The organism is Neoroseomonas eburnea (assembly GCF_018129005.1).
GTDB lineage: Bacteria > Pseudomonadota > Alphaproteobacteria > Acetobacterales > Acetobacteraceae > Neoroseomonas > Neoroseomonas eburnea.
Window position 1 is genome coordinate 1 of record NZ_JAAEDL010000049.1, and the last position, 22917, is coordinate 22917.

The 22917-nt window shown below is 71.2% G+C and carries 22 protein-coding genes; 15 read left to right on the forward strand and 7 right to left on the reverse strand.

Annotation, left to right across the window (positions count from 1 at the left end):
- The 7 genes from GXW74_RS26165 to GXW74_RS26195 form a co-directional block, all read left to right on the forward strand.
- On the forward strand, positions 1-355 hold a 355-nt coding region (locus GXW74_RS26165), incomplete at its 5' end, for a hypothetical protein (RefSeq protein ID WP_211849678.1).
- On the forward strand, positions 352-525 hold the full coding sequence (locus GXW74_RS26170; protein ID WP_211849679.1) for a hypothetical protein: 174 nt from the start codon (positions 352-354) through the stop codon (positions 523-525). The genes GXW74_RS26165 and GXW74_RS26170, both read left to right, overlap by 4 nt.
- Positions 526-618: 93 nt before the next feature.
- Entirely contained in the window at positions 619-876 is a 258-nt protein-coding gene (locus tag GXW74_RS26175; protein WP_211849680.1) for a hypothetical protein, read from the forward strand.
- A gap of 174 nt (positions 877-1050) precedes the next feature.
- Complete coding sequence (locus tag GXW74_RS26180; RefSeq protein ID WP_211849681.1) at positions 1051-2160, forward strand: tyrosine-type recombinase/integrase; 1110 nt, start codon at positions 1051-1053, stop codon at positions 2158-2160.
- A 67-nt stretch (positions 2161-2227) separates the two neighbouring features.
- On the forward strand, positions 2228-5116 hold the full coding sequence (gene polA, locus GXW74_RS26185; RefSeq protein ID WP_211849685.1) for a DNA polymerase I: 2889 nt from the start codon (positions 2228-2230) through the stop codon (positions 5114-5116).
- Between the two features lies 1 nt (position 5117).
- On the forward strand, positions 5118-6335 hold the full coding sequence (locus GXW74_RS26190; RefSeq protein ID WP_211849687.1) for an MFS transporter: 1218 nt from the start codon (positions 5118-5120) through the stop codon (positions 6333-6335).
- A gap of 161 nt (positions 6336-6496) precedes the next feature.
- Positions 6497-8701, forward strand: a complete 2205-nt coding sequence (locus tag GXW74_RS26195) for a hybrid sensor histidine kinase/response regulator (RefSeq protein WP_211849689.1) — start codon at positions 6497-6499, stop codon at positions 8699-8701.
- Positions 8702-8729: 28 nt separating this feature from the next.
- Here the strand turns inward: GXW74_RS26195 and GXW74_RS26200 are convergent, their stop codons facing one another.
- From GXW74_RS26200 to GXW74_RS26210, 3 genes are all read right to left on the reverse strand, one after another.
- Entirely contained in the window at positions 8730-9128 is a 399-nt protein-coding gene (locus GXW74_RS26200) for a DUF2237 family protein (protein ID WP_211849691.1), read from the reverse strand.
- Between the two features lie 246 nt (positions 9129-9374).
- The gene (locus tag GXW74_RS26205) at positions 9375-11072 is read right to left on the reverse strand and encodes a stimulus-sensing domain-containing protein (protein WP_408903895.1); all 1698 of its coding nucleotides are present in this window, start codon (positions 11070-11072) and stop codon (positions 9375-9377) included.
- Between the two features lie 23 nt (positions 11073-11095).
- Positions 11096-11797: a response regulator transcription factor gene (locus GXW74_RS26210; protein ID WP_211849693.1), complete on the reverse strand. Its 702-nt coding sequence runs from the start codon at positions 11795-11797 to the stop codon at positions 11096-11098.
- 109 nt (positions 11798-11906) lie between these two features.
- Here GXW74_RS26210 and GXW74_RS26215 point away from each other — a divergent pair, with 109 nt between their 5' ends.
- The 8 genes from GXW74_RS26215 (at position 11907) to GXW74_RS26250 (ending at position 20945) form a co-directional block, all read left to right on the forward strand.
- Positions 11907-12641: a HugZ family pyridoxamine 5'-phosphate oxidase gene (locus GXW74_RS26215; protein WP_211849694.1), complete on the forward strand. Its 735-nt coding sequence runs from the start codon at positions 11907-11909 to the stop codon at positions 12639-12641.
- 92 nt (positions 12642-12733) lie between these two features.
- The gene (locus GXW74_RS26220) at positions 12734-14329 is read left to right on the forward strand and encodes a phosphoenolpyruvate carboxykinase (protein WP_246524180.1); all 1596 of its coding nucleotides are present in this window, start codon (positions 12734-12736) and stop codon (positions 14327-14329) included.
- Positions 14330-14421: 92 nt separating this feature from the next.
- The gene (locus tag GXW74_RS26225; RefSeq protein ID WP_211849696.1) at positions 14422-15393 is read left to right on the forward strand and encodes a Bug family tripartite tricarboxylate transporter substrate binding protein; all 972 of its coding nucleotides are present in this window, start codon (positions 14422-14424) and stop codon (positions 15391-15393) included.
- Positions 15394-15585: 192 nt separating this feature from the next.
- Entirely contained in the window at positions 15586-17229 is a 1644-nt protein-coding gene (mdoH, locus tag GXW74_RS26230; protein WP_246524181.1) for a glucans biosynthesis glucosyltransferase MdoH, read from the forward strand.
- Positions 17230-17239: 10 nt separating this feature from the next.
- Complete coding sequence (locus tag GXW74_RS26235; RefSeq protein ID WP_211849699.1) at positions 17240-17815, forward strand: hypothetical protein; 576 nt, start codon at positions 17240-17242, stop codon at positions 17813-17815.
- Positions 17812-18336, forward strand: a complete 525-nt coding sequence (locus GXW74_RS26240; protein WP_211849701.1) for a dihydrofolate reductase family protein — start codon at positions 17812-17814, stop codon at positions 18334-18336. The genes GXW74_RS26235 and GXW74_RS26240 overlap by 4 nt, the downstream gene beginning before the upstream one ends.
- A gap of 557 nt (positions 18337-18893) precedes the next feature.
- On the forward strand, positions 18894-19592 hold the full coding sequence (locus tag GXW74_RS26245) for a CBS domain-containing protein (protein WP_246524183.1): 699 nt from the start codon (positions 18894-18896) through the stop codon (positions 19590-19592).
- 417 nt (positions 19593-20009) lie between these two features.
- Complete coding sequence (locus GXW74_RS26250) at positions 20010-20945, forward strand: transglutaminase family protein (protein WP_211849702.1); 936 nt, start codon at positions 20010-20012, stop codon at positions 20943-20945.
- Between the two features lie 190 nt (positions 20946-21135).
- Here GXW74_RS26250 and GXW74_RS26255 read toward each other — a convergent pair whose 3' ends face one another.
- From GXW74_RS26255 to GXW74_RS26270, 4 genes are all read right to left on the reverse strand, one after another.
- Complete coding sequence (locus tag GXW74_RS26255) at positions 21136-21738, reverse strand: nitrile hydratase subunit alpha (protein WP_211849704.1); 603 nt, start codon at positions 21736-21738, stop codon at positions 21136-21138.
- 2 nt (positions 21739-21740) lie between these two features.
- The gene (locus GXW74_RS28505) at positions 21741-22073 is read right to left on the reverse strand and encodes an SH3-like domain-containing protein (protein WP_211849705.1); all 333 of its coding nucleotides are present in this window, start codon (positions 22071-22073) and stop codon (positions 21741-21743) included.
- Positions 22070-22363 carry an SH3-like domain-containing protein gene (locus GXW74_RS28510; protein WP_211849707.1) on the reverse strand — a complete coding sequence of 98 codons (294 nt, stop codon included), beginning with the start codon at positions 22361-22363 and terminating at the stop codon, positions 22070-22072. The genes GXW74_RS28505 and GXW74_RS28510 overlap by 4 nt, the downstream gene beginning before the upstream one ends.
- A 43-nt stretch (positions 22364-22406) precedes the next feature.
- Positions 22407-22917, reverse strand: a 511-nt coding sequence (locus GXW74_RS26270; RefSeq protein ID WP_338148345.1) for an SH3 domain-containing protein, incomplete at its 5' end; no start/stop codon positions are given.

A 22917-nucleotide genomic window follows, 5' to 3' on the forward strand; every position in this document is an offset into this window, starting at 1 on the left:
CCTCGCAGACCCCGAGGTCCGCGCGCGCATGTCGGAGGCGAGCAAGCGCGCCCTCGCAGACCCCGAGGTCCGCGCGCGCATGTCGGAGGCGAGCAAGCGCGCCTGGGCTGACCCCGAGGTTCGCGCGCGCATGTCGGAGGCGAGCAAGCGCGCCCTCGCAGACCCCGAGGTCCGCGCGCGCATGTCGGAGGCGCGCAAGCGCGCCTGGGCTACCCGGCGCGGCTACCAAATCCCCGCATGGGTCCATGCCGCCGGGCTCGCGGAGGATTTCGCCGCTGTCGCGGCGGAGCAGGGCGAGGAAGCGGCGGCGTCGTTCTGCCGCGCGTTGAAACGCGAAATGGAGATGGCCCGATGACGCGCGTGGAAATGCTGGCGCTCGCCGCCCGCGACTGCCTCGCCTATTGGACCGTGATCCTCGCCTCCGGCCGGCTGCCGCGCTGCATCTGGTGGGCGCTGCTCCCCTACGCCGGCAATTGGGCCTACCGCCACGAGCGCGCCCGCGCCGAGGAGGCTCGCGATGCCTGAGGTTGATCGCGCTCGCCACTTCGGCCGCGGCTTCGTGCGCGGCCTCATAGCCGGCGCGCTGATCGGCGCGCTCGCTGTCTGGAGTGTCGTCAGATGACGGGCCCGATCCTGAGCCGCTGGCCCGATGGCGACGTCGATCTGGAGCAGCTGGCCGATACGTTGGAAGGCGCCGCCGACGCGATCGACAACGCGATACGACGCCTACCGCATACCGACATCGACATCCACGCGATCTACTCGCTGTCGAGCCTGTGGCGCCTCGCCGGGGAGCTAGCCGGCATCGCGAATGCGCTGCGGCTCGTCAGGCTGGCACAGCAGCCGCCGGAGCGCGAGGGAGGCGGGGGTGGGTGAGGTCTTCCTGACCCTGACAGATGCTTTGGAGCGCCTGCGCTGCGGGCGCACCTTCCTGCTCGCCCATCTCGCCGCGCACCCGATGCACGCCGGGAAGCCAACCCACAGGCGCGTCGGACGGCGTATCATCTTCTCCCCCGAGGACTTTGCCCGCCTTCTGGAGACCTTCGCCCCATGCCCCTCAAGCTCGTCCGGCGCAAAGGCAGCGAGATGTTCTACATCCGCGGCACCCTCCGCGGAGAAAGAGTATACGAGAGCGCTGGCACTAGCGATCGCGGGCTCGCGGAGGAAGCCAAGGCCAAGCGGGAGCGCGAGATATTCGAGCGAGCCATCTACGGCGCCCACGCCGTCGTCACCTTCGCTCAGGCCGCAGCGTCATACCTCGAAGCTGAGCCTCGTTCACCCCGCACCCATGGACACGTCGCGCGACTGATCAGCCACTTCGGCAAGATGCGCCTGGCCGCTATCGACCAGGTCGCGCTGGATGCCGGATATCGGGCCATCCTGGGCAACGGCGCGAGCAATGCCAACAAGCTCCGGTCGGTCCTGACGCCCCTTTCCGCGGTGCTGGAACATGCGGCAGTCCGCAAGTGGTGCCAGCGCCCTGCCTTCGAGAAGCCGAGCCAGCCGAAGACGACGACGACCTTTTTGCGCCCGGCCGAAGCGACGCGCTTGGTTGATGCCGCAGCCCCCCACCTGAAGCCTCTGCTGGTGTTCCTCATCGGCACCGGCTGCCGGCTCTCCGAGGCGCTGGAACTGGAATGGTCGAGGGTGGACCTGCGGGGCGCGCGCGCCGTGGTCTGGCAGAAGCAGGGGAACGAGCGTCAGGTGGACCTGCCACTGGTCGTGTGTGATGCCCTGGATGGGCTGCCCCATCGGCACGGGCATGTCTTCCGGCCGCCCCCCAGGCGGCGGCGGGGGAAGCTCATCGAGCCCAAGAGCTACTTCGGGCTGACGCGGGAAAGCGGGGGCCAGATCGACACGGCCTTTCATGCTGCCGTGCGGCGGGCCGGGCTCCCTGGTCAGTGGCGGACGGTCATGCGGAAGGGCAAGGAGCGGCGGGAATGGGTTTCGGCGATCACGCCGCATGATCTGCGCCACACCTGGGCGTCGTGGCATTACGCGATCCACAAGGACCCGCTGCGGCTGATGGTGGCCGGCGGCTGGTCGGGCCTGGCCATGACGCAGAGGTATGCACATCTGATGCCGGAGGCATATGCTGCTGAGGCTGCCGCCTGGTGGCGCGGTGGTGCAGTATGTGAGCAGAAAAGCGCGATCGCTTAATAGGGCGTTGGAAACACTATGCTTTCTCACGGCGGCGGCGTCCTCGCCGAGGGCGCAGGCGAGGACCATGGACACTGACGAATCCCGGGCTCCGGAGGCCTCGCGACCGCGGGGGACCGCGCTCGCCGAGGCGGCCGCCGCCTCTGAGGCGCTGCCCGAGGTGAAGCCAGGCGAGCGCCACCTCATCCTGGTGGACGGCTCCGGCTACATCTTCCGCGCCTATCACGCGCTGCCGCCGATGACGAACCCGGAAGGCGTGCCGGTGAACGCCGTCTATGGCTTCACCTCCATGCTCTCGCAGTTCCTCACGCGGCATGCGGGCAGCCATATCGCGGTGGTGTTCGACGCCGCGCGGCTGAATTTCCGCAATGAGATCTACCCCGACTACAAGGCGCATCGCCCCGATCCCCCGGAAGACCTGATCCCGCAATTCGACCTGATCCGTGAGGCGACGGATGCGCTCGGCGTCGCGCGGGTGCAGCAGGAAGGCTTCGAGGCGGATGACCTGATCGCCGCCTATGCCAAGGCCTATCTCGCCGAGGGGCCGGGCCGGGTGACCATCGTCTCCTCGGACAAGGACCTGATGCAGCTCGTCCGGCCCGGCGTGCAGCTTCTGGACCCGATCAAGCAGAAGCCGATCCGCGAGCCCGAGGTGCTGGAGAAGTTCGGCGTCACCCCGGACAAGGTGGTGGAGGTGCAGGCGCTCGCCGGCGATTCCACCGACAACGTGCCGGGCGTGCCGGGCATCGGCATCAAGACCGCGGCGCAACTCATCAACGAGTATGGCGACCTGGAATCGCTGCTGGCCAACGCGGAGAAGATCAAGCAGCCGAAGCGGCGCGAGGCGCTGATCGAGAATGCCGAGAAGGCGCGCATCTCCCGTCGCCTGGTGCTGCTGGACGAGAACGCGCCGCTGCCGCTCCCGATCGAGGATTTCGCCGCGAAGCCCCCCGGCGACCACAAGTTGGAACGCTTCCTCCGCGCGATGGGCTTCCGTTCCATCCTCGCGCGCATGGGCAAGCTCGGCGAAGGCAGCGAGCCGGCCCGCCGCGGCGCGCCGCCCGCCGTGTTGCGGCACGCGCCGGCGCCGGGGCCGGTCGCGCCGGACCTCGCCGCGCCCTTCGGGCCGTACGAGACGGTCACGACCGAGGAGGCGCTGGCGCGCTGGATCGCCGCCGCGACCGAGACCGGCGTGGTCGGGCTGGACACCGAGACGGACAGCCTCGATGCACGGCGCGCGAAGATGGTGGGGTTCTCCCTCGCCACCGCACCCGGCAAGGCCTGCTACGTGCCGATCCGCCATGGCGACACGGGGGACATGCTCTCCGGGCCGGCGCCCGCGCAGATCCCGCTCGGGCGCGCCTTCGCCCTGCTGCGCCCGCTGCTGGAAGACGCCACCGTGCTGAAGGTGTTCCAGCACGCGAAGTACGACCTCGAGGTGCTGGCGCGGGAGGAGAATGGCGGCTTCGCCGTCATCGCGCCGATCGACGACACCATGATGCTCTCCTACGCCATGGAGGCGGGGAAGCATGGGCATGGCATGGACGAATTGTCGATCCTGCACTTCAACCACGCGCCGATCAAGTTCGACGAGGTGACCGGCACCGGCAAGGCGCGCATCCCCTTCGGCCTGGTGCCGCTCGACAAGGCCACCGCCTATGCGGCGGAGGATGCGGACGTGACCCTGCGCCTGTGGCTGCTGCTGAAGCCCCGGCTGCGGGAGGACGGCGCGCTGGCGCTCTACGAGCAGGTCGAACGCCGCATGGTCGCCGTGCTGCGCGACATGGAAGCCGCCGGCATCAAGGTGGATGGCGCGGAGCTCGCGCGCATCGGCGAGGACTTCGCCCAGCGCCTCGCGGTGCTGGAGAAGGAGATCCACAAGCTCGCGGGGCGCGAGTTCAACGTCGGCTCGCCCAAGCAACTCGGCGAGATCCTGTTCGACGAGATGAAGCTCACCGGCGGCCGCAAGGGCAAGACGGGCGCCTATTCGACCGATGCCTCGGTGCTCGAGGACTTCGCCGCGCAGGGTGTGGAGCTGGCGGCGCGGGTGCTGGACTGGCGCCAGCTCGCCAAGCTGAAATCGACCTATGTCGAGGCGCTGGCGGCGCAGATCGATCCCGCCGACCGGCGCGTGCACACCTCCTACGGCATGGCGGGGACCAGCACCGGGCGGCTGTCCTCCAACGACCCGAATCTGCAGAACATCCCGGTCCGCTCGGAGGAAGGCCTGCGCATCCGCCGCGCCTTCGTCGCCGAGCCCGGCCATGTGCTGGTGTCGGCCGACTATTCGCAGATCGAGCTGCGCTTGCTCGCCCATCTCGCCGAGGTGCCGACGCTGCGCGAAGCCTTCGAGCATGGCGAGGACATCCATGCGCGCACGGCGGCGGAAATCTTCCACCTCGAACGCGGCAAGGTGGACAAGGAAGCGCGCCGCCGGGCGAAGACGATCAATTTCGGCATCATCTACGGCATGTCGGCCTTCGGGCTGGCCTCCCGCCTCGGCATCCCGCCGGCCGAGGGGCGCGCCATCATCGACGCCTATTTCGCGCAGTACCCCGGCATCCGGCAGGAGATGGAGCGGCTGAAGGAGGAAGCGCGGACCAACGGCTTCGTCCGCACCCCCTTCGGCCGCAAGCTCTGGATCCCCGACATCGCCACCAAGGACCCTGTCCGCCGCGCCGGCGCCGAGCGCGCCGCCATCAACGCCCCCTTCCAGGGAGGTGCCGCGGAGATCATCAAGCGCGCCATGGTGCGCCTGCCGCGCGCGCTGAAGCTGGCGGGGCTCAAGGCGCGCATGCTGCTGCAGGTCCACGACGAACTGGTGTTCGAGGTGCCGGAAGCCGAGGTCGAGCCGACCGCCGCGCTGGTGAAGGACATCATGGAATCGGTCGCCTCCCTGCGCGTGCCGCTCGCGGTCGAGGTCGGCACCGGCCATTCCTGGGCGGAGGCTCATTGAGATGGCGGCCGGCTGGACGGCGCAGGAACGCCGCACGCTGGCGGAGATCTGCGCCGCGCATTTCGTCAGCCACGTCCACTACCTGGTCATCCCGCCGCTGTTCCCGCTGCTGCGCGAAGGCCTCGGCGTCTCCTATGTCGAACTCGGCCTGGCGCTGACGGCGTTCAACATCGTCTCCTTCTTCACCCAGGCGCCGATGGGCTTCGTGGTGGACCGGCTGGGTCCGCGGCGGATGCTGGCGGCGGCGCTGCTGCTCGGCGGGGCGTCCTTCATCCTGCTCGGGCTGACCGGCAGCTATGCCTGGCTGATCGCGGCCGCCGCCATGGCGGGGCTGGCGAACAGCGTCTACCACCCGGCGGACTACGCCATCCTCGGCGCCTCGATCGGCGAGGCACGGGTCGGCCGCGCCTTCTCCATCCATACCTTCGCGGGCTTTCTGGGCGGTGCGATCGCGCCGGCCTTCGTGCTCGGCATGGCGGCCTGGCTCGGCATGGCGGCGGCGCTGATCGCGGCGGGGCTGCTCGGGCCGATCGCCGCCGTGCCGCTGCTGCTGGCGCAGGCGCCCCAGGCCACGCCCAAGCCCGCCGGCGCCAAGGCCGCGGCGGCGGGCAGCGGGGCGGTCCGGGTGCTGTCGCCCGCCGTGCTGGCGATGACGCTGTTCTTCGTCACCCTCGCCATGTCCAATGGCGGCATCCAGAACTTCTCCGTCGCCGCCTGGGTCGATGGGCAGGGGCTGTCGCTCACCCTGGCCAATGCGGCGCTGACGGCCTTCCTGTTCGCCAGCGCCGGCGGCGTCCTGGCCGGCGGCGTCGTCGCCGACCGCACGCGGAACCATGGGCTGGTCGCCGCCTTCGGCTTCGGCTCGGCGGCGGCGCTGGTGCTGCTGGTGGGCGGCGGCAGCCTGCCCGGACCGGCGCTGGTGCCGGTGATGGCTGCGGCAGGGTTCCTGTCGGGCATGATCATGCCGTCGCGCGACATGCTGGTGCGCGCCGCCGCCCCCCCGGGGCAGGCCGGGGCAGTGTTCGGCATCGTCTCCACCGGCTTCAACCTCGGCGGCATGGCCGGGCCGCTGCTCTTCGGCTGGCTGCTCGATGCCGGGGAGCCGCGGCTGGTCTTCTTCGCCGCGGCCGCCTTCATGCTGCTGACCTCGGTGATGGCGCTGGGCCAGGAATGGCGCATCCGCCGCCGCCGTGTACCGGAGCCGGCACCGGCGGAATAAAATCGGGCTCGCAAGGCTTGATCGCGTGGCCCGGGTTGCGGCAGCCTGCCATGTCTCGCGGCGAGTGATTCTCCGCGTCGAATGATCCGGCGGCGGCGGCCGGGACGCAGCGCCAGTGTCGCCGACGGCGGCGGATCCGCACAGATTCGGGGACCCTTCGCTTGTTCGATTCGTCCAGCACCATGCCCGGCCATCGCAGGCGGCACCTCGTTCCGGTGCTGATCCTGCTGGCCGCGGTGCTGATGCCGGGCCTGCTCTTCATCGTCCTGACAATGCACGACAAGGGCTACCGGCGGGAGGAGACGGCAGCGCAGGTCACCCGTGCCTGCCTGTTGGGGCGCGAACAGGTGCTGCGGCTGGTCCAGGTCGCGCAGGCCTCGCTCGACCGGCTGGACGATGCCACGGCGACCCTCGCCTGGTCGCAGGTGCAGGCGCGCCGGACCGCCCTGCAGGCGGATATCCGCCGCATCGAGCAGAGCCAGCCGATCCCTCTCTCCCTCCTGCTGGTCCGGCCGGATGGCCGGGTGGCGGCCGCGAGCGGGACCGAGGCGGCCGCCTCGGCCGACCTGCGCGGTCTCGAATCGCTCCGTGCGGCGCGGGACGGACTGCGCGGCCCAAGTTTCGAGACGGTGCCGCGCGACCTTCCCGGCCGCTGGCCGGGACTGCTGATCGGCCAGCCGCGCGCGCCGGAAGGCCGCCCATTCGACGGCGTTCTGCTCGCCGCGCTTCGGGGGGATGCCTTCGCCGCGGTCTGGCAGCCCGCCGGCGCCCCCGGGGGCCGCTTCGCGCTGCTTCGGGAGGACGGCACCGTGCTGCTGCGCCAGGGCGCCGGCGAGACGCTGCCTGCCCCGCTCGGGCCGCAGGACCCGCTGCGCCTTGCCATCGCCCGCGGCGACCACCGGATGCTGACGGCCGACCCCTTCGGGGACGGCGCGCAGCAACTCCTCGCCTGGGAGCGTGTGGGCGATCTTCCCCTCTACCTCGTCTATGCCCTGCCCGCCGCCCAGCGGGAGGCCGAGCCACCCGCCCGGATGGCGACCAACATCGCGGTCTGCCTGGCGCTGGCCGGTCTGCTCGCCTTCGTCGCGCTGCGGGCCTGGCGGATGGAGCGCACGGACGACGACACGCTGCGCCGGCTCGAAGCCAATGCCGCGGAGCTGCGCGCCGAGATCACCCGGCGCGAGACGGCGGAGGAGAACCTGCGCAACGCGCAGCGGCTGGAAGGACTCGGCCGGCTGACCGGCGGCGTGGCGCACGACTTCAACAACCTGCTGACCGCCATCCTCGGGACGGCGCGCGCGCTGGAACGCCACCTGGGCAGCCGCGCCGACGAACGGACCAAGCGCCTGATCGCCGCCACGGTCACGGCGGTGGACCGCGGCGCGCGGCTGAATGCCAGCCTGCTCGCCTTCGCCCGCCGCCAGCCGCTGACGCTGACCACGGTGGATGCGAATGCGCTACTGAGGGACTTCCTGCCGCTCCTGCGCCGCGCGCTCGACGAATCGATCACGGTGGAACTGGCGCTCGACCCGAAGCTGCCGAGCTGCAGCGCGGATGCGGCGCAGCTCGAAGCGGCGCTGCTCAACCTCGCGATCAATGCGCGCGATGCCATGTCGCGCGGCGGCAAGCTGCGCATCGTGACGCGCCGCGCCTGGCTGCAGGAACAGGCGCTGGCCGGCAATACCGAGGCGCAGCCCGGCCCCTATGTCGCGATCGAGGTGCGCGACACCGGCCAGGGCATGGCGCCCGCGGTGCGCGAGCGCGCCTTCGAACCCTTCTTCACCACCAAGCCGGCTGGGCAGGGCACCGGGCTCGGCCTCTCGCAGGTCTTCGGCTTCATCCGCCAGATCGGCGGGCATGTCGCCATCCAGTCGGCGCCGGGGCGGGGGACGACGGTCACGCTCTACCTGCCGCTCGGCTCGGCGACCGAGGCGGCGGTCGGCGGCACCGCCGCGCCGGCCCGGCCGGGCAGCCACTCCGGCGTCGGCCTCTCGGTGCTGGTGGTCGAGGACGAGCCGACGGTGCGCGCGGTCGCGGTGGACATGCTGCAGGATGCGGGCTTCGCCGTGCTGGCGGCGCCGGACGGGCCGACCGCCCTGGCCCTGCTGCAGGAAGGCGCGCAGGTGGACATCCTGTTCTCCGATGTGGTGATGCCCGGCGGCATGACCGGCGTCGACCTGGCGCGGGAGGCGCGGCGGCTCAGGCCCGGGATCGGCGTGCTGCTCGCCTCCGGCTATGCGGCGGAGGCTCTGACGCAACACGGCGGCGCCGGCGAGTTCGACCTCATCGGCAAGCCCTACGACGTCGAAACCGTGCTGACGCGCATCGCGGCGCAGCGGCCGCGGCATGCGGCGCCAGCCGCATAGGCCACGATACCGGCCAGCCTCAGCGTTATCACTCGCCGACAGCGTGCGCGAGGAGGTGGTCCCGCGTCGTCACCCGCAGCGCCGCCTCGTGCGTCGCCTCCAGCAGGACGGGCGGCGCGACGCCTGCGCGCCGTGCTTCCTCCCACCGCGCGGCGCAGAGGCACCAGCGGTCGCCCGGGTGCAGCCCGGCAAAGCCGAATTCCGGTCGCGGTGTCGAAAGGTCGTTGCCCCTCGCGCGGCTGAAGGCGAGGAATGCCGCCGTCATCTCGGCGCAGACCGCGTGCAGGCCGACGTCGTCGGGCCCAGTGGTGCAGCAGCCGTCGCGGAAGAACCCGGTCAGCGGCGCGACCGAGCAAGGCAGCAGCAGCCCGCCGAGCACGTTGCGGGCCCGTGGCCGGCTGTCGCGACGGTCGTACAGGTCATCCATCCCTTCATCCTGCCAAAAGCCGCCGACGCATTCACGCCCCGCGCGCGATGCGGAAGGCGGTCCAGGTGGCCGTGCCGCCTGGCGGGGGTCTCGCGGGCGGCGCCCCTGGGAGCGAGCCCGATCAGGCGGATTCACCTGATCAGGTAAAGGTGCTCGCGAGAACAAGGGGCTGGAGCGGTTGCCGTGAGCCAGGGCGAACGGAAACCGCTCCGGCGGAGCGCGAGGCGGAGCCTCGCCCGCTTGCGCCTACCCTACCGGCAACCGTGCGACGAAGCGCGCCCCCACGACCTTGCCATCCGCGTCGCGCCGGTTCTCAGCCGAGATGGTGCCGCGCAACCCTTCGACGATCTGCTTGCTGATGGAAAGCCCGAGGCCGGAATGCTGGCCGAAACGCTCGCCGCGCGGCCGCTCGGAGTAGAAGCGCTCGAAGATGCTTTCGAGCTTCTGTTCGGGGATGCCCGGGCCTTCGTCCTCGATCGCCACTTCGATCATCGCGCCGGCGGGCCGTGCCTTCACCCAGACATGCCCCCGCGCCGGGCTGAAGGAGATGGCGTTGCCGAGCAGGTTGCGGAACACCTGCACGATGCGTCCTTCCACCCCGCGCACCACCAGCGGGCCGGGCGCGGCCTCCAGCACCACGACGGGGTCGTCCTGCTTGCGCGTCGCGTCGTGCAGGTCCGCGAGCGCCGAAAGGATCGGCGCGATGTCCACCGGCGCCGAAACGGTGCGCGACAGTTCGGCATCGACGCGCGAGGAATCGGAAATGTCGGCGATCAGCCGGTCCATGCGCACGGCGTCCTCGGCAATGATGTCGAGCAGGCGGTTGCGGTTCTCCGGGTTCTCGATGCGGCGCAGCGTCTCGAGCGCGCTGCGCACGCTGGTCAGCGGGTTGCGCAGCTCATGCGCGACATCGGCGGCGAAGCGTTCATTGGCGTCGATGCGCGCCCACAGCGCGCGTGCGGAATTCTGCAGGTCGCGCGCCAGGGTGCCGATCTCGTCGTTGCGGTCGAGCAGGGGCTCGGGGACGGATTCCTCGCGCCCCTCGCCTTCGCGGATGCGTTGCGTCGCGCGCGCGAGATCGAGCATCGGCGTCGCGATGGTGCGCGCGAGGTAGAAGGAGAGCATCACCGTCAGCACCAGCGCCGTGCCGAACAGCAGCAGGACGGAGGCGCGGATCTGGAACAGGCGCTGGTCGACCTCGCGCGCCTCGCGCGTCAGCAGCACGATGCCGACGCCCTGGCCGCCGCGGCGTGCAGGCTCGGCCACGCTGACCAGCAGGCGCCCGTCGCCGGTGCGGCGGATATAGGGGCGTACGCCGCCTTCGAGGGCGAGGCGGAGCTCCTCCCGCCGATCCGGGCCGAGATCCGGCTGCCAGTCGAAATCCGGCGCTTCCGGCCCGACATCGACCGCGACGCCCCCGCTACCGCCGGTGCTGCGCAGCGGGCCGGGCAGCACGGTGACCAGCCGGTCATAGACCCCGGCGACGGTCGTGGTCAGCGCGCCGCGCGGTTCGGGCGGCGGCAGCGGCTCGGTGACCACCGCGCCGCCAGGGCCCTCGCGCACGCGGCTGTCGGCGACCAGCAGCCCGGTGTTGTCGAATAGGCGCGCCTGGGTGTTGGGGGAGGGCTCGACGAGCCGGCGCAGCAGCGGGCGGGCGGCTTCGGGCACCAGGATGGCGCGGTCCCCGTCGATGCGCACCGCGGCTTCGGCGATGCCGCCGGCGTAGATGCGCGCCTGGGTGCGCAGCGCCTCGACCTCGGCGGCGATCAGCCCGTTCTGGTACTGGTCGAGGTAGAGCAGCGAGGCCGCCAGCAGCGCGGGCGGCACGGCGTTGACCAGCAGGATGCGGCGCAGCAGGGGGGAGAAGCGGCGCATGCGCCGCGGCTCGGCGGACAGTTCCGCGCGCGGCTTCGCCACCGGCCGGCGGGCCGAGCCGTCAGGCATGCGAAGCCGCCCCGTTCACCGTGTCAGCCTTCCTTGTAGCGGTAGCCGATGCCGTAGAGCGTCTCGATCTGGTCGAATTCGCCATCGACCTGGCGGAACTTCTTGCGGATGCGTTTGACATGGCTGTCGATGGTACGGTCGTCGACGTAGATGTTTTCGCCGTAGGCGGCATCGATCAGCTGGTCGCGGTTCTTGACCATGCCGGGGCGGATGGCCAGCGCCTTCACCAGCAGGAATTCGGTGACGGTGAGCTGCACCTGGCCGCCCTTCCAGACGCAGGTGTGCTTGGTCTCGTCCAGCACCAGGTCGCCGCGGGCGATGACGCCGCCCGGGGGCGCGCCGGAGCCCTCGGCGCGGGAAGCCTCGTTGCGGCGCAGCAGGGCGCGGATGCGCTCGAGCAGCAGGCGCTGGCTGAAGGGCTTGGTGATGTAGTCGTCGGCGCCGAGGCGCAGGCCCATCAGCTCGTCCACCTCCTCGTCCTTCGAGGTGAGGAAGACGACCGGCATGTTGGACCGCTGGCGCAGCCGCTGGAGCAGCTCCATCCCGTCCATGCGCGGCATCTTGATGTCGAGCACGGCAAGGTCGGCCGGGCGGGCGAGCAGACCCTGCAGCGCGCTCTCCCCGTCGGTGAAGGTCCGGACGGTGTAGCCTTCCTGTTCGAGCGTCATCTGCACGCTGGTCAGGATGTTGCGGTCGTCGTCCACGAGGGCGATGGTCTGGGGCATCTCTCTATCCGGTGCTCCGGGGCGTCGGTCGGGCGGCCGCGGTTGCGCGGCGGTGGGGCTCGACCCACCATCACGCAGGATTGTGGCACGAGACGGGCCGGGGAAAGACATGGGCTCTCAGCAGGGGATTTGTGAGGCCCGGGCGCTGATCCGAGGGGGGCTGGCCGCGACGCTCGCCAGTTCCGCCGCCGGGCAGCCCTTCGCCAGCCTGGTGACGCCGGCGCCCGCGCCGGACCTTTCGCCCCTGCTCTGGCTCTCGAGCCTGTCCGAGCATACCCGGCACCTGGCCGCCGAGCCGCGCTGCGCATTGCTGTTCACGGGCAGGGCAGAGGGAGCGAACCCGCAGACCGCCCCGCGCGTGACCGTCACCGGCCTCGCCGCGCGCGTGCCGGAGGAGGAGACCGCGCCGCTCAAGGCCCGCTGGCTGGCCCGGCACCCCTATGCGGCGCTCTATGCCGGTTTCGCCGACTTCGCCCTGTGGCGGGTGCGGATCGGCGGCGCCCTGCTGGTCGGCGGATTCGCCCGGGCGGAGCGGCTCAAGGCCGGCGACCTCTCCCCCGACCCCGAGGCGGTCGCCGCCGTGCTGGCGGCGGAGGCCGGGATCATTTCCCACGTGAACGAGGACCACGCCGACGCGGTCGCCGCCATCGCCGAAGGGCTGCTTTCGGCCGGTCCCGGCCCCTGGCGGCTGGTCGCCGTGGATGTGGACGGCTGCGACATCTCGGAAGGTAACCGGACGGTTCGTCTTGCCTTCCCGGCGCCGGTGCGCGATGCCGATGGGGTGCGCGCGGCCCTGATCCGCGCGGCGCGGGAGGGACGGACGACGCCCGGGCGGTCCGGCTGAGGCGCGGCGGGTTTCGCCGCAATTCTGCCGCCGCCGTCGCGGACATGCGCCGTCACTGGCCCGCAATGTGGCTTCCAGGAGTACGGTTCCGCATGTCTTCCGCTTCCACCGCGCTCGCCGGCACCGGCGTTTCCCCGAGCGGGGAGGTCCATTCGAACCTCACCGCCCCTGCCCTGGTGGCGCAGGCGCTGCGCCGCGGGGAAGGGCGGCTGTCCGCCGATGGCGCCTTCATCGCCGTGACCGGCCAGCACACCGGCCGTTCGGTGCAGGACAAGTTCGTGGTGGACGAGCCCGCGACCCGGGACGCCGTGTGGTGGGGCAAGATCAACCAGCCCCTGCCGGCCGACAGGTTCGCCGGCCTTGCCGGGCGCGTGCGCGCCTATCTGGGCCAGAAGGCGGAACTCTACACGCAGGATCTGCATGCAGGCGCCGACCCGGCGCACCGGATCCGCGTGCGGCTGGTGACGACCAATGCCTGGCACGCGCTGTTCGCGCGCAACATGTTCATCCGCCCGGAGAAGGACGGGCTGGACGGCTTCGCGCCGGACTGGACCATCCTGCACGCCCCGGAATTCGAAGCCGACCCGGCGATCGACGGCTGCCGCAGCACGACGGTGATCGCGCTCTCGCTCGAGACGCGGACCATCCTGATCGCCGGCACCTCCTATGCCGGCGAGATCAAGAAGAGCATCTTCACCGTCATGAACTGGCTGCTGCCGGAACGCGGCGTGCTGCCGATGCATTGCAGCGCCAATGTCGGCGCCAGGGGCGACGTGGCGCTGTTCTTCGGCCTGTCGGGCACCGGCAAGACGACACTGTCCTCCGACCCCGAGCGGCAGCTCATCGGCGATGACGAGCACGGCTGGTCCGATGCCGGGGTCTTCAACTTCGAAGGCGGCTGCTACGCCAAGGTCATCAAGCTGAGCCAGGAGGCCGAGCCGCAGATCTGGGCCGCCTCCCATCGTTTCGGCACGGTGCTCGAGAACGTGGTGGCGGATGGGGACGGGCATCTCGACCTCGATGACGGCTCGCTGACCGAGAACACGCGGTCCTGCTACCCGATCCACTACATTCCGAACGTGGTGGAGAAGGGCACGGCCGGCCTGCCGAGGAACGTGGTCATGCTGACCGCGGACGCCTTCGGCGTGCTGCCGCCGATCAGCAAGCTCTCCTCGGCGCAGGCGATGTACCACTTCCTCTCGGGCTACACGGCGCGCGTCGCCGGCACCGAGAAGGGGCTCGGCAAGGAACCACAGGCGACCTTCTCCACCTGCTTCGGCGCACCCTTCCTGCCGCGGCATCCGGAGGTCTACGGACGGATGCTGCAGGAGCTGATCGCCAAGCACGGCGCCGATTGCTGGCTGGTCAATACCGGCTGGTCGGGCGGCGCCTACGGCACCGGGTCGCGCATGCCGATCAAGGTGACCCGCGGGTTGCTGCGCGCGGCGCTGGACGGCTCGCTGGCGAAGGTCGAGTTCGTGCAGGATCCGTTCTTCGGCCTGCTGGTGCCGAAGGCCGTGCCGGGAATCCCCAGCGAGTTGCTGAACCCGCGCGACGCCTGGGCCGACAAGGCGGCCTATGACCGCACCGCGACGCAGCTCGTCGGGCTGTTCGAGAAGAACTTCGCGGCCTTCGCCGGCGCGGTCGGCGACGACGTGAAGGCGGCGGCGATCCGCGCCGCGGCCTGACGCGCGGCGGGGGCGCTTTTCGCGCCCCCGTTTCCCGATGCTAGGCTCCCTGCCGTCGCCCGCCGCCAGACGCGGGCTTGGGAGGGAACCGCATGATCACACGTCGCCTCGTCCTCGGCGCGGCCGGCGCCACGCTTGCCGCGCCGGCGCTGCGCGCCCAGGGCACCTGGCCCGACAAGCCGATCCGCTTCGTCATCGGCGGCGCCGCCGGCGGCGTCTCCGACATCTTCCTGCGCATGATGGAGAACCGGCTGCGCGAGAAGCTCGGCCAGCCGATGATCATCGACCCGCGCCCCGGCGCGGGCGGCATGGTGGGGGCGGAGGTGACCGCGCGCTCGGCGCCGGACGGCTACACCTACTACGTGAACCACATCGCCTCGCATGGCATCGGGCCGACGCTCTACCGCCGGCTGTCCTTCGATCCGCTCAAGGACCTGCCGGGCGTCGCGCGCCTCGCGGCGCTGCCCAACGTGCTCATCGTCAAGGGCGACGGGCCGGTGAAGAGCGTGCAGGAACTGGTCGCCTTCTGCCGCGCCAATCCGGCGCGGGCGAACTTCTCCTCCGCCGGCTCGGGGACATCGTCGCATCTTTCCGGCCTGCTCTTCGGCATGCGCATGGGGATCGAGGTGACGCACGTGCCCTATCGCGGCACCGCGCCCTCGATGGCCGCGGTGATGAACGGGGAGACGCTGTTCGCCATCGACAACGCGCCGGCCTCCCGCCAGCAGGTGCTGGCGGGGATGCTGCGCGCGCTCGGCGTCTCCACCGCGCGGCGGGCGAGCACCATGCCGGAAGTGCCGAGCCTGCAGGAACAGGGCGTGCCGGATTTCGACGTCGCCTCCTGGTACGGTATCGCAGCGCCTTCGGGCGTGCCGGCGTCGATCCGGGAACGGCTCGGCGGCGAGATCGTCGCGGCGCTGGAAGACCCCGGAATCGCGCAGCGCATCCGCGAGTATGGGGCGGAGCCGTGGCCGCTCGGCCCGGCGGCCTTCGATGCCTTCATGCGGGAGGAGGTGGCGAAGTGGGCGCCGGTGGTGCGGGCTTCGGGGGCGCAGATCGATTGAAGGTCGGGGGAGGGTGAACCTCCCCCGAACCCCCTCCCTTCTTTGGCACCTGGGAACTGACTTCGGAGGTCAGTCCCCCAGTGCCAAAGAAGGTTGAGGGGGGTACGGGGGGAGAAGTTCTCTTCTCCCCCCGCCTTACGCATTCCCGCCACGCTCACGACATAGCGTCGCGTCGTGCCCGCCGAATCCCCCTTGCCGCGCCGCATCGCCTTCCTGCTTCTCGCGCTCGCCATCACCGCGGGCCTGGTGGCGCTCGCCGTCGCGGTGCTCGCGCCGGGCGGCTGGACAGTGTGGGAAGTGCTGATCCTGCTCTGCTACCTCGGCACCATTCCCTGGAGTGCGCTGTCGGCGGCAAATGCCCTGGTGGGTCTCACGATCCTGCTCGGCGCGCGGGACCCGCCGGCGGCGGTGCTGCCGGCGCTGAGCCGCGCACGCCAGGGGCCGCCGCGCGGCCGCACGGCCATCGCCATCTGCGTGCGCAACGAGAACATGGAGGCCGTCCTGCCGTCGCTCGGCCGGCTGATGGATGGGCTGCCGCCGGACCGCTTCGTGCTCTGGGTGCTGTCCGACACCCCGGCAGGACCGGCGGCCGAGGTCGAGGACGCCGCCATGCGCGCCTTCGCCGCAAGCCGCCCCAACGCGCGTTACCGCCGTCGCGCGGTGAACGAGGGCTTCAAGGCCGGCAATGTGATGGACTTCCTGGACCATCACGCGGAGGGGCTCGACTACTTCCTCTGCCTCGACGCGGATTCCGAGATGACACCCGAGGCCGTGCTCCGCATGGTCGCCTGCCTGGAGGCCGATGACCGGCTCGCGATCGTGCAGCAGCTGATCCATGGCCGGCCGGCGACCGCCGCCTTCCCTCGCCTGTTCCAGTTCGGCATGCGGCAGGGGATGCGGTCCTGGGCCACCGGCCAGGCCTGGTGGCAGGGCGACGAGGGGCCTTACTGGGGCCACAACGCGATCATCCGCATCGCACCGTTCCGCGAACTGTGCCGGCTCGATCCGCTGCCCGACGGCTCGCGCATCCTCTCCCACGACCAGGTGGAGGCGACGCGGCTGCACGCCGCCGGCTGGAAGGTCCGCGTGCTGCCCGACGACACCGGCAGCGCGGAAGGCAACCCGCCGACCTTCGGCGACTTCGTCACGCGCGACCTGCGCTGGGCCGGCGGCAACATGCAGTATCTGGCGCTGCTGCGCCTGCCGGGCATGACACCGATGGCGCGCTGGCAGCTGGTGCAGGCGATCCTGCTGTTTCTCGGCGCGCCGCTGTGGTGCGCCATCCTGGTGCTCGCGGCCGTGAACGCGCTGACCGGCGGCGGGGAGGCGACGCCGACCGGCGCGCTGGTCGCGCTGTTCGCGGCGACCTGGGCCTGCCACTACGCGCCGAAGCTCGTCGGTTATGCGGAGGTGCTGCTGAAGCCGGCGCTCGCCGATCGCTACGGCGGGCGCGCCGCCTTCGCCCGCGGTGCGGCGGCGGAGATCGCCTTCACCACGCTGATGGAACCGGCGCGGCTGATGGCGCAGACGCTGTTCCTGCTCGCGCTGCCCTTCGGCGTGAAGGTCGGCTGGGCAGCGCAGAACCGCGCCGACCGCGGCGTGGCCTGGCGCGACGCGGCGCGGCAGTTCTGGCCGCCGACGGTCGCCGGCATCGCGCTGACCTTGGCCTTCGCCGGCGCCTCGCCGCTGGCACTGCTGCTGGCCATGCCTGTGCTGGCCTCCCTGCTGCTCGCCATCCCCTTCGCCGTGGTCACGGCGGATCCGGAGTTCTCGGCGCGGCTGCGCGCCGCCGGGCTCTGCGCCCTGCCGGAAGAAATCCGCGCGCCGATCGGATAGCCTGCCGCCGATGCCGTCGCTCCGTACCCTGCTGCGCCCGCCGCTGCTGCTCCTCGCCTTCCTCTGGGTGGTGCTGGAGGAGACGATCTGGCGCTGGGCCAAGGCGATCGGCGGTCTGATCGCGCGCATCCCGGTCTTCGCGGCGCTGGAGCGGCTGGTGCTGCGGCTCGATGCGCATATCGTGCTGCTGTTCTTCCTGGTGCCGATCGCCGCGCTGTTCCCCGTGAAACTCGGCGCGCTGTGGCTGATCGGAACGGGGCATCCGCTGGCCGGGCTCGCGCTGCTGTTCGCCGCGAAGAGCATCGGCACCGCTTTCTCGGCCCGGCTCTACGTGGTGGCGGAACCGAAGCTGATGGAGATCCGTGCCTTCGCCTGGGCACGCGGCCAGGTGCTGGCGCTGCTCGCGCGCGCGCATGCCTTCCTCGATGCCTCCGCCGCCTGGCAGGCGGTGCGACGCGCAATGCGCCGGGCGAAGGCGGCGCTGCACGGCGCGGCGACGCGCGCGCGGGCAATGCTGCGCGGCACGGCGCCGTCACTGCTCGAACGGGTCCGCGCCGTGCGCGCCTATTGGAGACGCCAGGCATGACGCCTCGCCTGCGCCTTTACGCCGCCATCTCGCTCGATGGCTGCCTGGCCGATTCGCAAGGGGAGGTCGGCTGGCTCGGGCCCTTCGAGGCAGAGGACTACGGCACCGCCGGGTTCCTCGCCGGGATCGCCACGGTGCTGACCGGACGCGCGACCTACGACCAGGCGCGTGGGTTCGGCGACTGGCCCTATGCCGGCAAGCGCATGGTGGTGCTCACGCACAGGCCGCTCGACGCCGACCCTCCGGCGGGGGTGGAGGCGGCGGCCGGCGATGTCGCGGCCATCGTTGCGCGGCTGAAGGCGGAGGCGGCGGGCGACATCTGGCTGCTCGGCGGCGCGGCGGTGGCGCAGCATTGCCTGGCGCTCGACCTGGTGGACAGCATCGAGCTCTTCATCGTGCCGGTCACGCTCGGCGCCGGGCCCAGGCTGTTCGCGGCGGAAGGCGCTGCGCGCGGGTGGCGGCTCGTGGCCACGCGGCCGTTCCCGAACGGGGTCGTCGCAGTGGAGTACGGCCGGGTCTAGCGGGAAGGTCGTCGGCGGGTGTTCCGCGAGGGGCTTTGCCGCAAGCGCGCGAAGTCATGGCGCCGTCGGTTGGAGAGGGACGCCGCCCCTCTCCAAGCCTCACCCCGCCAGGGTGCAGTGCACCCTGGACCTGCCGGTACCTGGTGTCGGGCACGACGCCCGGAGAGTTTCCCGGGCTTCGGGCAGGGCGTTTCCTTCGTCGTCGCGAAGTTCCCGTCCCGCCCAACACCAGGTGATGGTTTCCAAAGGCCCTTCGGCCTTTGGTGGGGTGGCGCGGGGGGGGCACGCCCCCCCCCCCCCCCCCCCCTTTTCCGGGTGAGTTTCGCACCCCCGGGAGCAAGCCCCCGTCAACAGCATCGGGCCGCCGGTTCCGCCGCCGCGGCCGTGTCACGTGGCGGCTACCTGTCCGGATGATGAAGAATTCCCCCGCTATCGTCCGGGCAAAGGCGTTGATAGCCTCGTCTTCCGTGGCTTTGACGCCCGCCCCGTTGATCTGGCGCAAGGCGAGGGGGGCGCGATCGCCCCACCTTGCGCTCATCCAGTTCCGGAGGAAGACCATGACCGGCCCCGTCGCTCGCGACCTGATGACCCCTGACGTCGTGACCGTGCCGCCCGAGACGCCGGTGCTGGCGATAGCCCGGCTGCTCGCCGACCGTGGCATTTCTGCCGTTCCGGTGGTGAGTGCGGAGGGCAAGGTCCTCGGCATCGTCACCGAGGCGGATCTGATCCGCCGCCTGGCGGGCGAGGAGGACAAGCCGACCTCCTGGTTCGGGGCGCTGTTCTCCGATCCGGCGAGTCAGGCCGAACGCTACGCCCGCACCCATGGCGTGACGGCGAAGGACCTGATGACGGAAAAGGTCGTTTCCGTGACACCGGACACCACCGCCGCCCATATCGCCCACATGATGGAGGACCTGAAGGTCCGTCGCGTGGTCGTGGTGGAAGGCGAGAAGCTGAAGGGCATCGTCAGCCGCGCAGACCTGCTGCGTGCTCTGGTTGCACCGCCGCACGTGGATGCCGAGCTCTCGGACGAGCGGGTGCGCCGCGCGGTGATGGCGGCGATGAAGAAGGAACCCTGGACCGACACTTTCTACACCATGGTCGAGGTCAAGGACGGCATTGTGACCTTCCACGGCTTCCGCCGTAGCGACGCGGTGCAGAAGGCGCTGCGCGTACTGGCGGAGAATGTGCCGGGCGTGAAGGGCGTCGAGGACGACACCCAGCCCATGCCGGTGTTCATCTACGGCGCGGCGTAAGGCTCCGACCGCTGTGCTCGGCTGCGAGCGCAGCGGACAGGCAGGTCGCCGGCAACAGGGGCCGGCGATCCGCGAATCATCTCCGCAGCGCTTTCGGACCCACGACGCCGGCGGAGATGCCGATCGGGTAGAGCAAGACGGATTTGCCGCCGAAATTCGCAGGAGCAGAGGCGTGGAGCGCCCGCCGTGAGGCGTGGCAAAGGGGGCCGCTCCAGAATTTCGCCCCAGGCTGTCCGGAGCGCCGGCGGTGCACCCGGCCAGCGTATGGCCGGTGGCCGTGGGAGGTATGACACGGTCGCGCAGCGCGCCGCGGGCGGGCATTCGATCGGTCACAGGTCGCGCCGATCGGCGCAAGGCCGGGGGCGGTAACGCGCGGCGCGGCGGTGTAGTCTGCCGGCGCTGCCGAGGAACCGACGCATGGCCCGTGTCCGCATCCGCCACACCACCCGCTACGCCTATCGCAATCCGGTCGGCCTCGCGCAGCACAGGTTGATGGTGCGCCCGCGCGACAGCCACGACCTGCGCTTGCACGACGCGACGCTCTCCGTCTCTCCGGCTCCGGCCGTCACGCGCTGGGCCCATGACGTCTTCGGCAATTCCGTCTGCCTGCTGGAATGGTCGCCGGAGGCGCGCGCCGACCATCTCGAGATCATCTCGGCGCTCGACCTCACCCACTACCCCGCCGGGCCCGAATTGCCGCGCGCGACGCTCGATCCTGCGGTCGAGATCTTTCCCTTCTCCTATGGGGCGGAGGAAGCGCCCGATGTCGCCCGCCTGCGGGAGCGGCACCTGCCGGATCCCGACCGTAGGGTGGATGCCTGGGCGCGCCGCTTCCTCGCCCAGGGTGGCCTGACCCGCACCCTGCCGATGCTCGAGGCGATGACGCGTGCCATCCGCGACGAGTTCACCTACGAGGCGCGGGACGAGGAAGGTACCAACAGCCCGATTGCGACGCTGAGTTCCGGGAAGGGCGCCTGCCGGGACTTCACCCTGCTGATGATGGAGGCGGCGCGCTCCCTCGGCCTCGCTGCCCGCTTCGTCACCGGCTACCTCTACGAGACGGCCGGCGACGGCGTGGTGGGCGGCGGCGCGACCCATGCCTGGTGCTCCGTCTATGTCCCTGGCGCCGGCTGGGTGGAATACGACCCGACCAATGGCCTCGTGGCCGGCGAGAACCTGATCCGCGTCGGCTCGACCCGCACGCCGGAACAGGCGGTGCCGGTCGGTGGCGGCTATATCGGCAAGGCGGAGGATTTCGAGGGGCTGCATGTCGATGTGACGGTGCAGGTCGGCGATGACCCGCCCCCGGCCGTGGCGGAGGCTCCGCCGGTCGAGGTGACGGCGGGCGCCTGAAGATCGGCCGCTGCGCTAGAGCAGATCCCGATCAGGTGGAATCACCTGATCGGGCAAAGATGCTCGCGAAAACAAGAGGCTGGAGCGGTTGCCGTGAGCCAAGGCGAACGGAAACCGCTCTAGGCGCGCCAGGTCCGCGCGAAGCCGAGGCCCGCGGATGCGGGCCGCCCGGTGTCTGCGGGCTAAAGAGTCAAGCAGCCGGCCGCGGGCCGGCTACCTTCGGCACCGCCACGCCGACCAGCGCGTCGCGCGTGATGATCGACGCCAGCCGCGCTTCGTCCCAGCCTTCGGTTCCGGCGGGACGCATCGGCAGCACCATCCAGCGGTAGTCCGCCGTGCTGTCCACCACGCGGACCTCAACGCTGTCCGGCAGGTTCAGCCCCCATTCGGCCAGCACGACACGCGGTTCCCGCACGGCGCGCGACCGGTAGGCGAAGGATTTGTACCAGCCCGGCGGATAGCCGAGCACCGCGCGCGGGTAGCAGGAGCACAAAGTGCAGACGACCAGGTGATGCCGCGCCGGGGTGTTCTCCAGCACGCCGAGCGGCGGCGCGCCGGCCATCGACACGCCCATCTGCTCCGCGGCCGCCTTGCCGTCGGACAGCAGCAGCGCGCGATAGGCGGGATCGGTCCAGGCCCTGGCGACCATGCGGGCGCCGGTTTCCGGGCTGGCCTTGTCGGTATTGGCCTGGCGCTCGGCGATCTCGGCCTCGGTGACGACGCCCTTGGCCTCCAGCGCGGCCATCAGGCGATCGAGCAGCGCGAGGCTCTCGGGGCGCGGGGGTGCGGCCATGATCAGGCCTCCTCCGGGATGCCCGCAGCGCCGGGCGCCGCGGGGTGGGGTTCCAGCCAGTGCTCGAAGACCTCGACCATCACGGTGTCGCCCGGCCTGCCCTCGTGCCAGATGGGCTCCTGCTCGAACAGCACGTGGTAGAGCGTGCGCTTCGGCGCCGGGCGCGCGAAGGCGAGGTCCTCGGGGTTGGCGAAGGCGCCGAGCGGGCGCACCACGGTGCCCGTGCGGCCCCGGATGTAGTGCGGCGTGCGGATATGGCAGGGGCCGCGGCGTTCCGGCCAATCGTCCTTCACGCGCACCGTGGCGCCGGGGGCGAAGCGCGGGGCGTCGCTCATCCCAGCACGTCCTTTCCGACGATGCCCTTCTCCACCATCAGCCCGGCGATCGAACGCAGCCAGCGCTCGTAGTAGCCGAGGGCGAAATAGTCCCCCTCGGGGATGCTCTCAATGCCGCGGCGGAGCTCGTCCACGGTCATCAGGCTCTTCTGCGCCAGCACCTGGCGCAGGGCATCGACCTTCTTGCCGAAGGCGTCGGGCGGGGCCTCGTCGTGCTCCACCGGCGTGCAGTGGAAGCGGGCCAGGCCGCCGATGTCGTGGATCGCGGGGATGGGCGTCTCGTCCGGCATGAACGGCAGGCTAGGCCCGGCGGCGGCGGGGCGTCCAGCGTCGCTACTTCACTTCCTCATCCGGCATGACGCCCCAGACCTCTGCGCGGAGGATGTAGCCGCGGTAGTCGCCGACCTGCACCTCGCACCAGGGGTTGCGCGCCTCGCATTGGCGCAGGCGCACGACGACGCCCGGGCGCAGCCGGGCGACCGTCGCAGCGCCCTCCTCCGGCCGCCGGCGCAGCGCTGTTTCGCCGTTCGGCGCGCCGCGCACGATGGCGCTACGGCGACCCATCAGCGTCGACTGATGGACCCAGCCTTCCGTGCCCTCGGGGTCGCGGATGCGGCGCCAGAGCTCGAATTCGCGGGTGATCTCCACCGGCAGTTCGCGACGCTGGTAGGTCCATTCGATCGGGAAGCGGGTGCCTGGGCCGGTGCGCAGGTTCACCTCGTCCGAGCGCAATGCGGCGAAGCGCGGCAACGGCAGGTTGGTGACCGAACCGACCGAGGGTTGCGGCTCCGGGGCCGGCGCCGGCTGGGGGGCGGGTTCGGCTGGCCGGGCGGCGCCGGCTGCG

What these genes read in the sequence shown, in the direction of transcription:
- GXW74_RS26170 (WP_211849679.1), top strand. Translation starts at nt 352, where the DNA reads ATGACGCGCGTGGAAATGCTGGCGCTCGCCGCCCGCGACTGCCTCGCC.
- GXW74_RS26175 (WP_211849680.1), top strand. Translation starts at nt 619, where the DNA reads ATGACGGGCCCGATCCTGAGCCGCTGGCCCGATGGCGACGTCGATCTG.
- GXW74_RS26180 (WP_211849681.1), top strand. Translation starts at nt 1,051, where the DNA reads ATGCCCCTCAAGCTCGTCCGGCGCAAAGGCAGCGAGATGTTCTACATC.
- polA (WP_211849685.1), top strand. Translation starts at nt 2,228, where the DNA reads ATGGACACTGACGAATCCCGGGCTCCGGAGGCCTCGCGACCGCGGGGG.
- GXW74_RS26190 (WP_211849687.1), top strand. Translation starts at nt 5,118, where the DNA reads ATGGCGGCCGGCTGGACGGCGCAGGAACGCCGCACGCTGGCGGAGATC.
- GXW74_RS26200 (WP_211849691.1), bottom strand. Translation starts at nt 9,128, where the DNA reads ATGGATGACCTGTACGACCGTCGCGACAGCCGGCCACGGGCCCGCAAC.
- GXW74_RS26205 (WP_408903895.1), bottom strand. Translation starts at nt 11,072, where the DNA reads ATGCCTGACGGCTCGGCCCGCCGGCCGGTGGCGAAGCCGCGCGCGGAA.
- GXW74_RS26210 (WP_211849693.1), bottom strand. Translation starts at nt 11,797, where the DNA reads ATGCCCCAGACCATCGCCCTCGTGGACGACGACCGCAACATCCTGACC.
- GXW74_RS26215 (WP_211849694.1), top strand. Translation starts at nt 11,907, where the DNA reads ATGGGCTCTCAGCAGGGGATTTGTGAGGCCCGGGCGCTGATCCGAGGG.
- GXW74_RS26220 (WP_246524180.1), top strand. Translation starts at nt 12,734, where the DNA reads ATGTCTTCCGCTTCCACCGCGCTCGCCGGCACCGGCGTTTCCCCGAGC.
- GXW74_RS26225 (WP_211849696.1), top strand. Translation starts at nt 14,422, where the DNA reads ATGATCACACGTCGCCTCGTCCTCGGCGCGGCCGGCGCCACGCTTGCC.
- GXW74_RS26235 (WP_211849699.1), top strand. Translation starts at nt 17,240, where the DNA reads ATGCCGTCGCTCCGTACCCTGCTGCGCCCGCCGCTGCTGCTCCTCGCC.
- GXW74_RS26240 (WP_211849701.1), top strand. Translation starts at nt 17,812, where the DNA reads ATGACGCCTCGCCTGCGCCTTTACGCCGCCATCTCGCTCGATGGCTGC.
- GXW74_RS26245 (WP_246524183.1), top strand. Translation starts at nt 18,894, where the DNA reads ATGACCGGCCCCGTCGCTCGCGACCTGATGACCCCTGACGTCGTGACC.
- GXW74_RS26250 (WP_211849702.1), top strand. Translation starts at nt 20,010, where the DNA reads ATGGCCCGTGTCCGCATCCGCCACACCACCCGCTACGCCTATCGCAAT.
- GXW74_RS26255 (WP_211849704.1), bottom strand. Translation starts at nt 21,738, where the DNA reads ATGGCCGCACCCCCGCGCCCCGAGAGCCTCGCGCTGCTCGATCGCCTG.
- GXW74_RS28505 (WP_211849705.1), bottom strand. Translation starts at nt 22,073, where the DNA reads ATGAGCGACGCCCCGCGCTTCGCCCCCGGCGCCACGGTGCGCGTGAAG.
- GXW74_RS28510 (WP_211849707.1), bottom strand. Translation starts at nt 22,363, where the DNA reads ATGCCGGACGAGACGCCCATCCCCGCGATCCACGACATCGGCGGCCTG.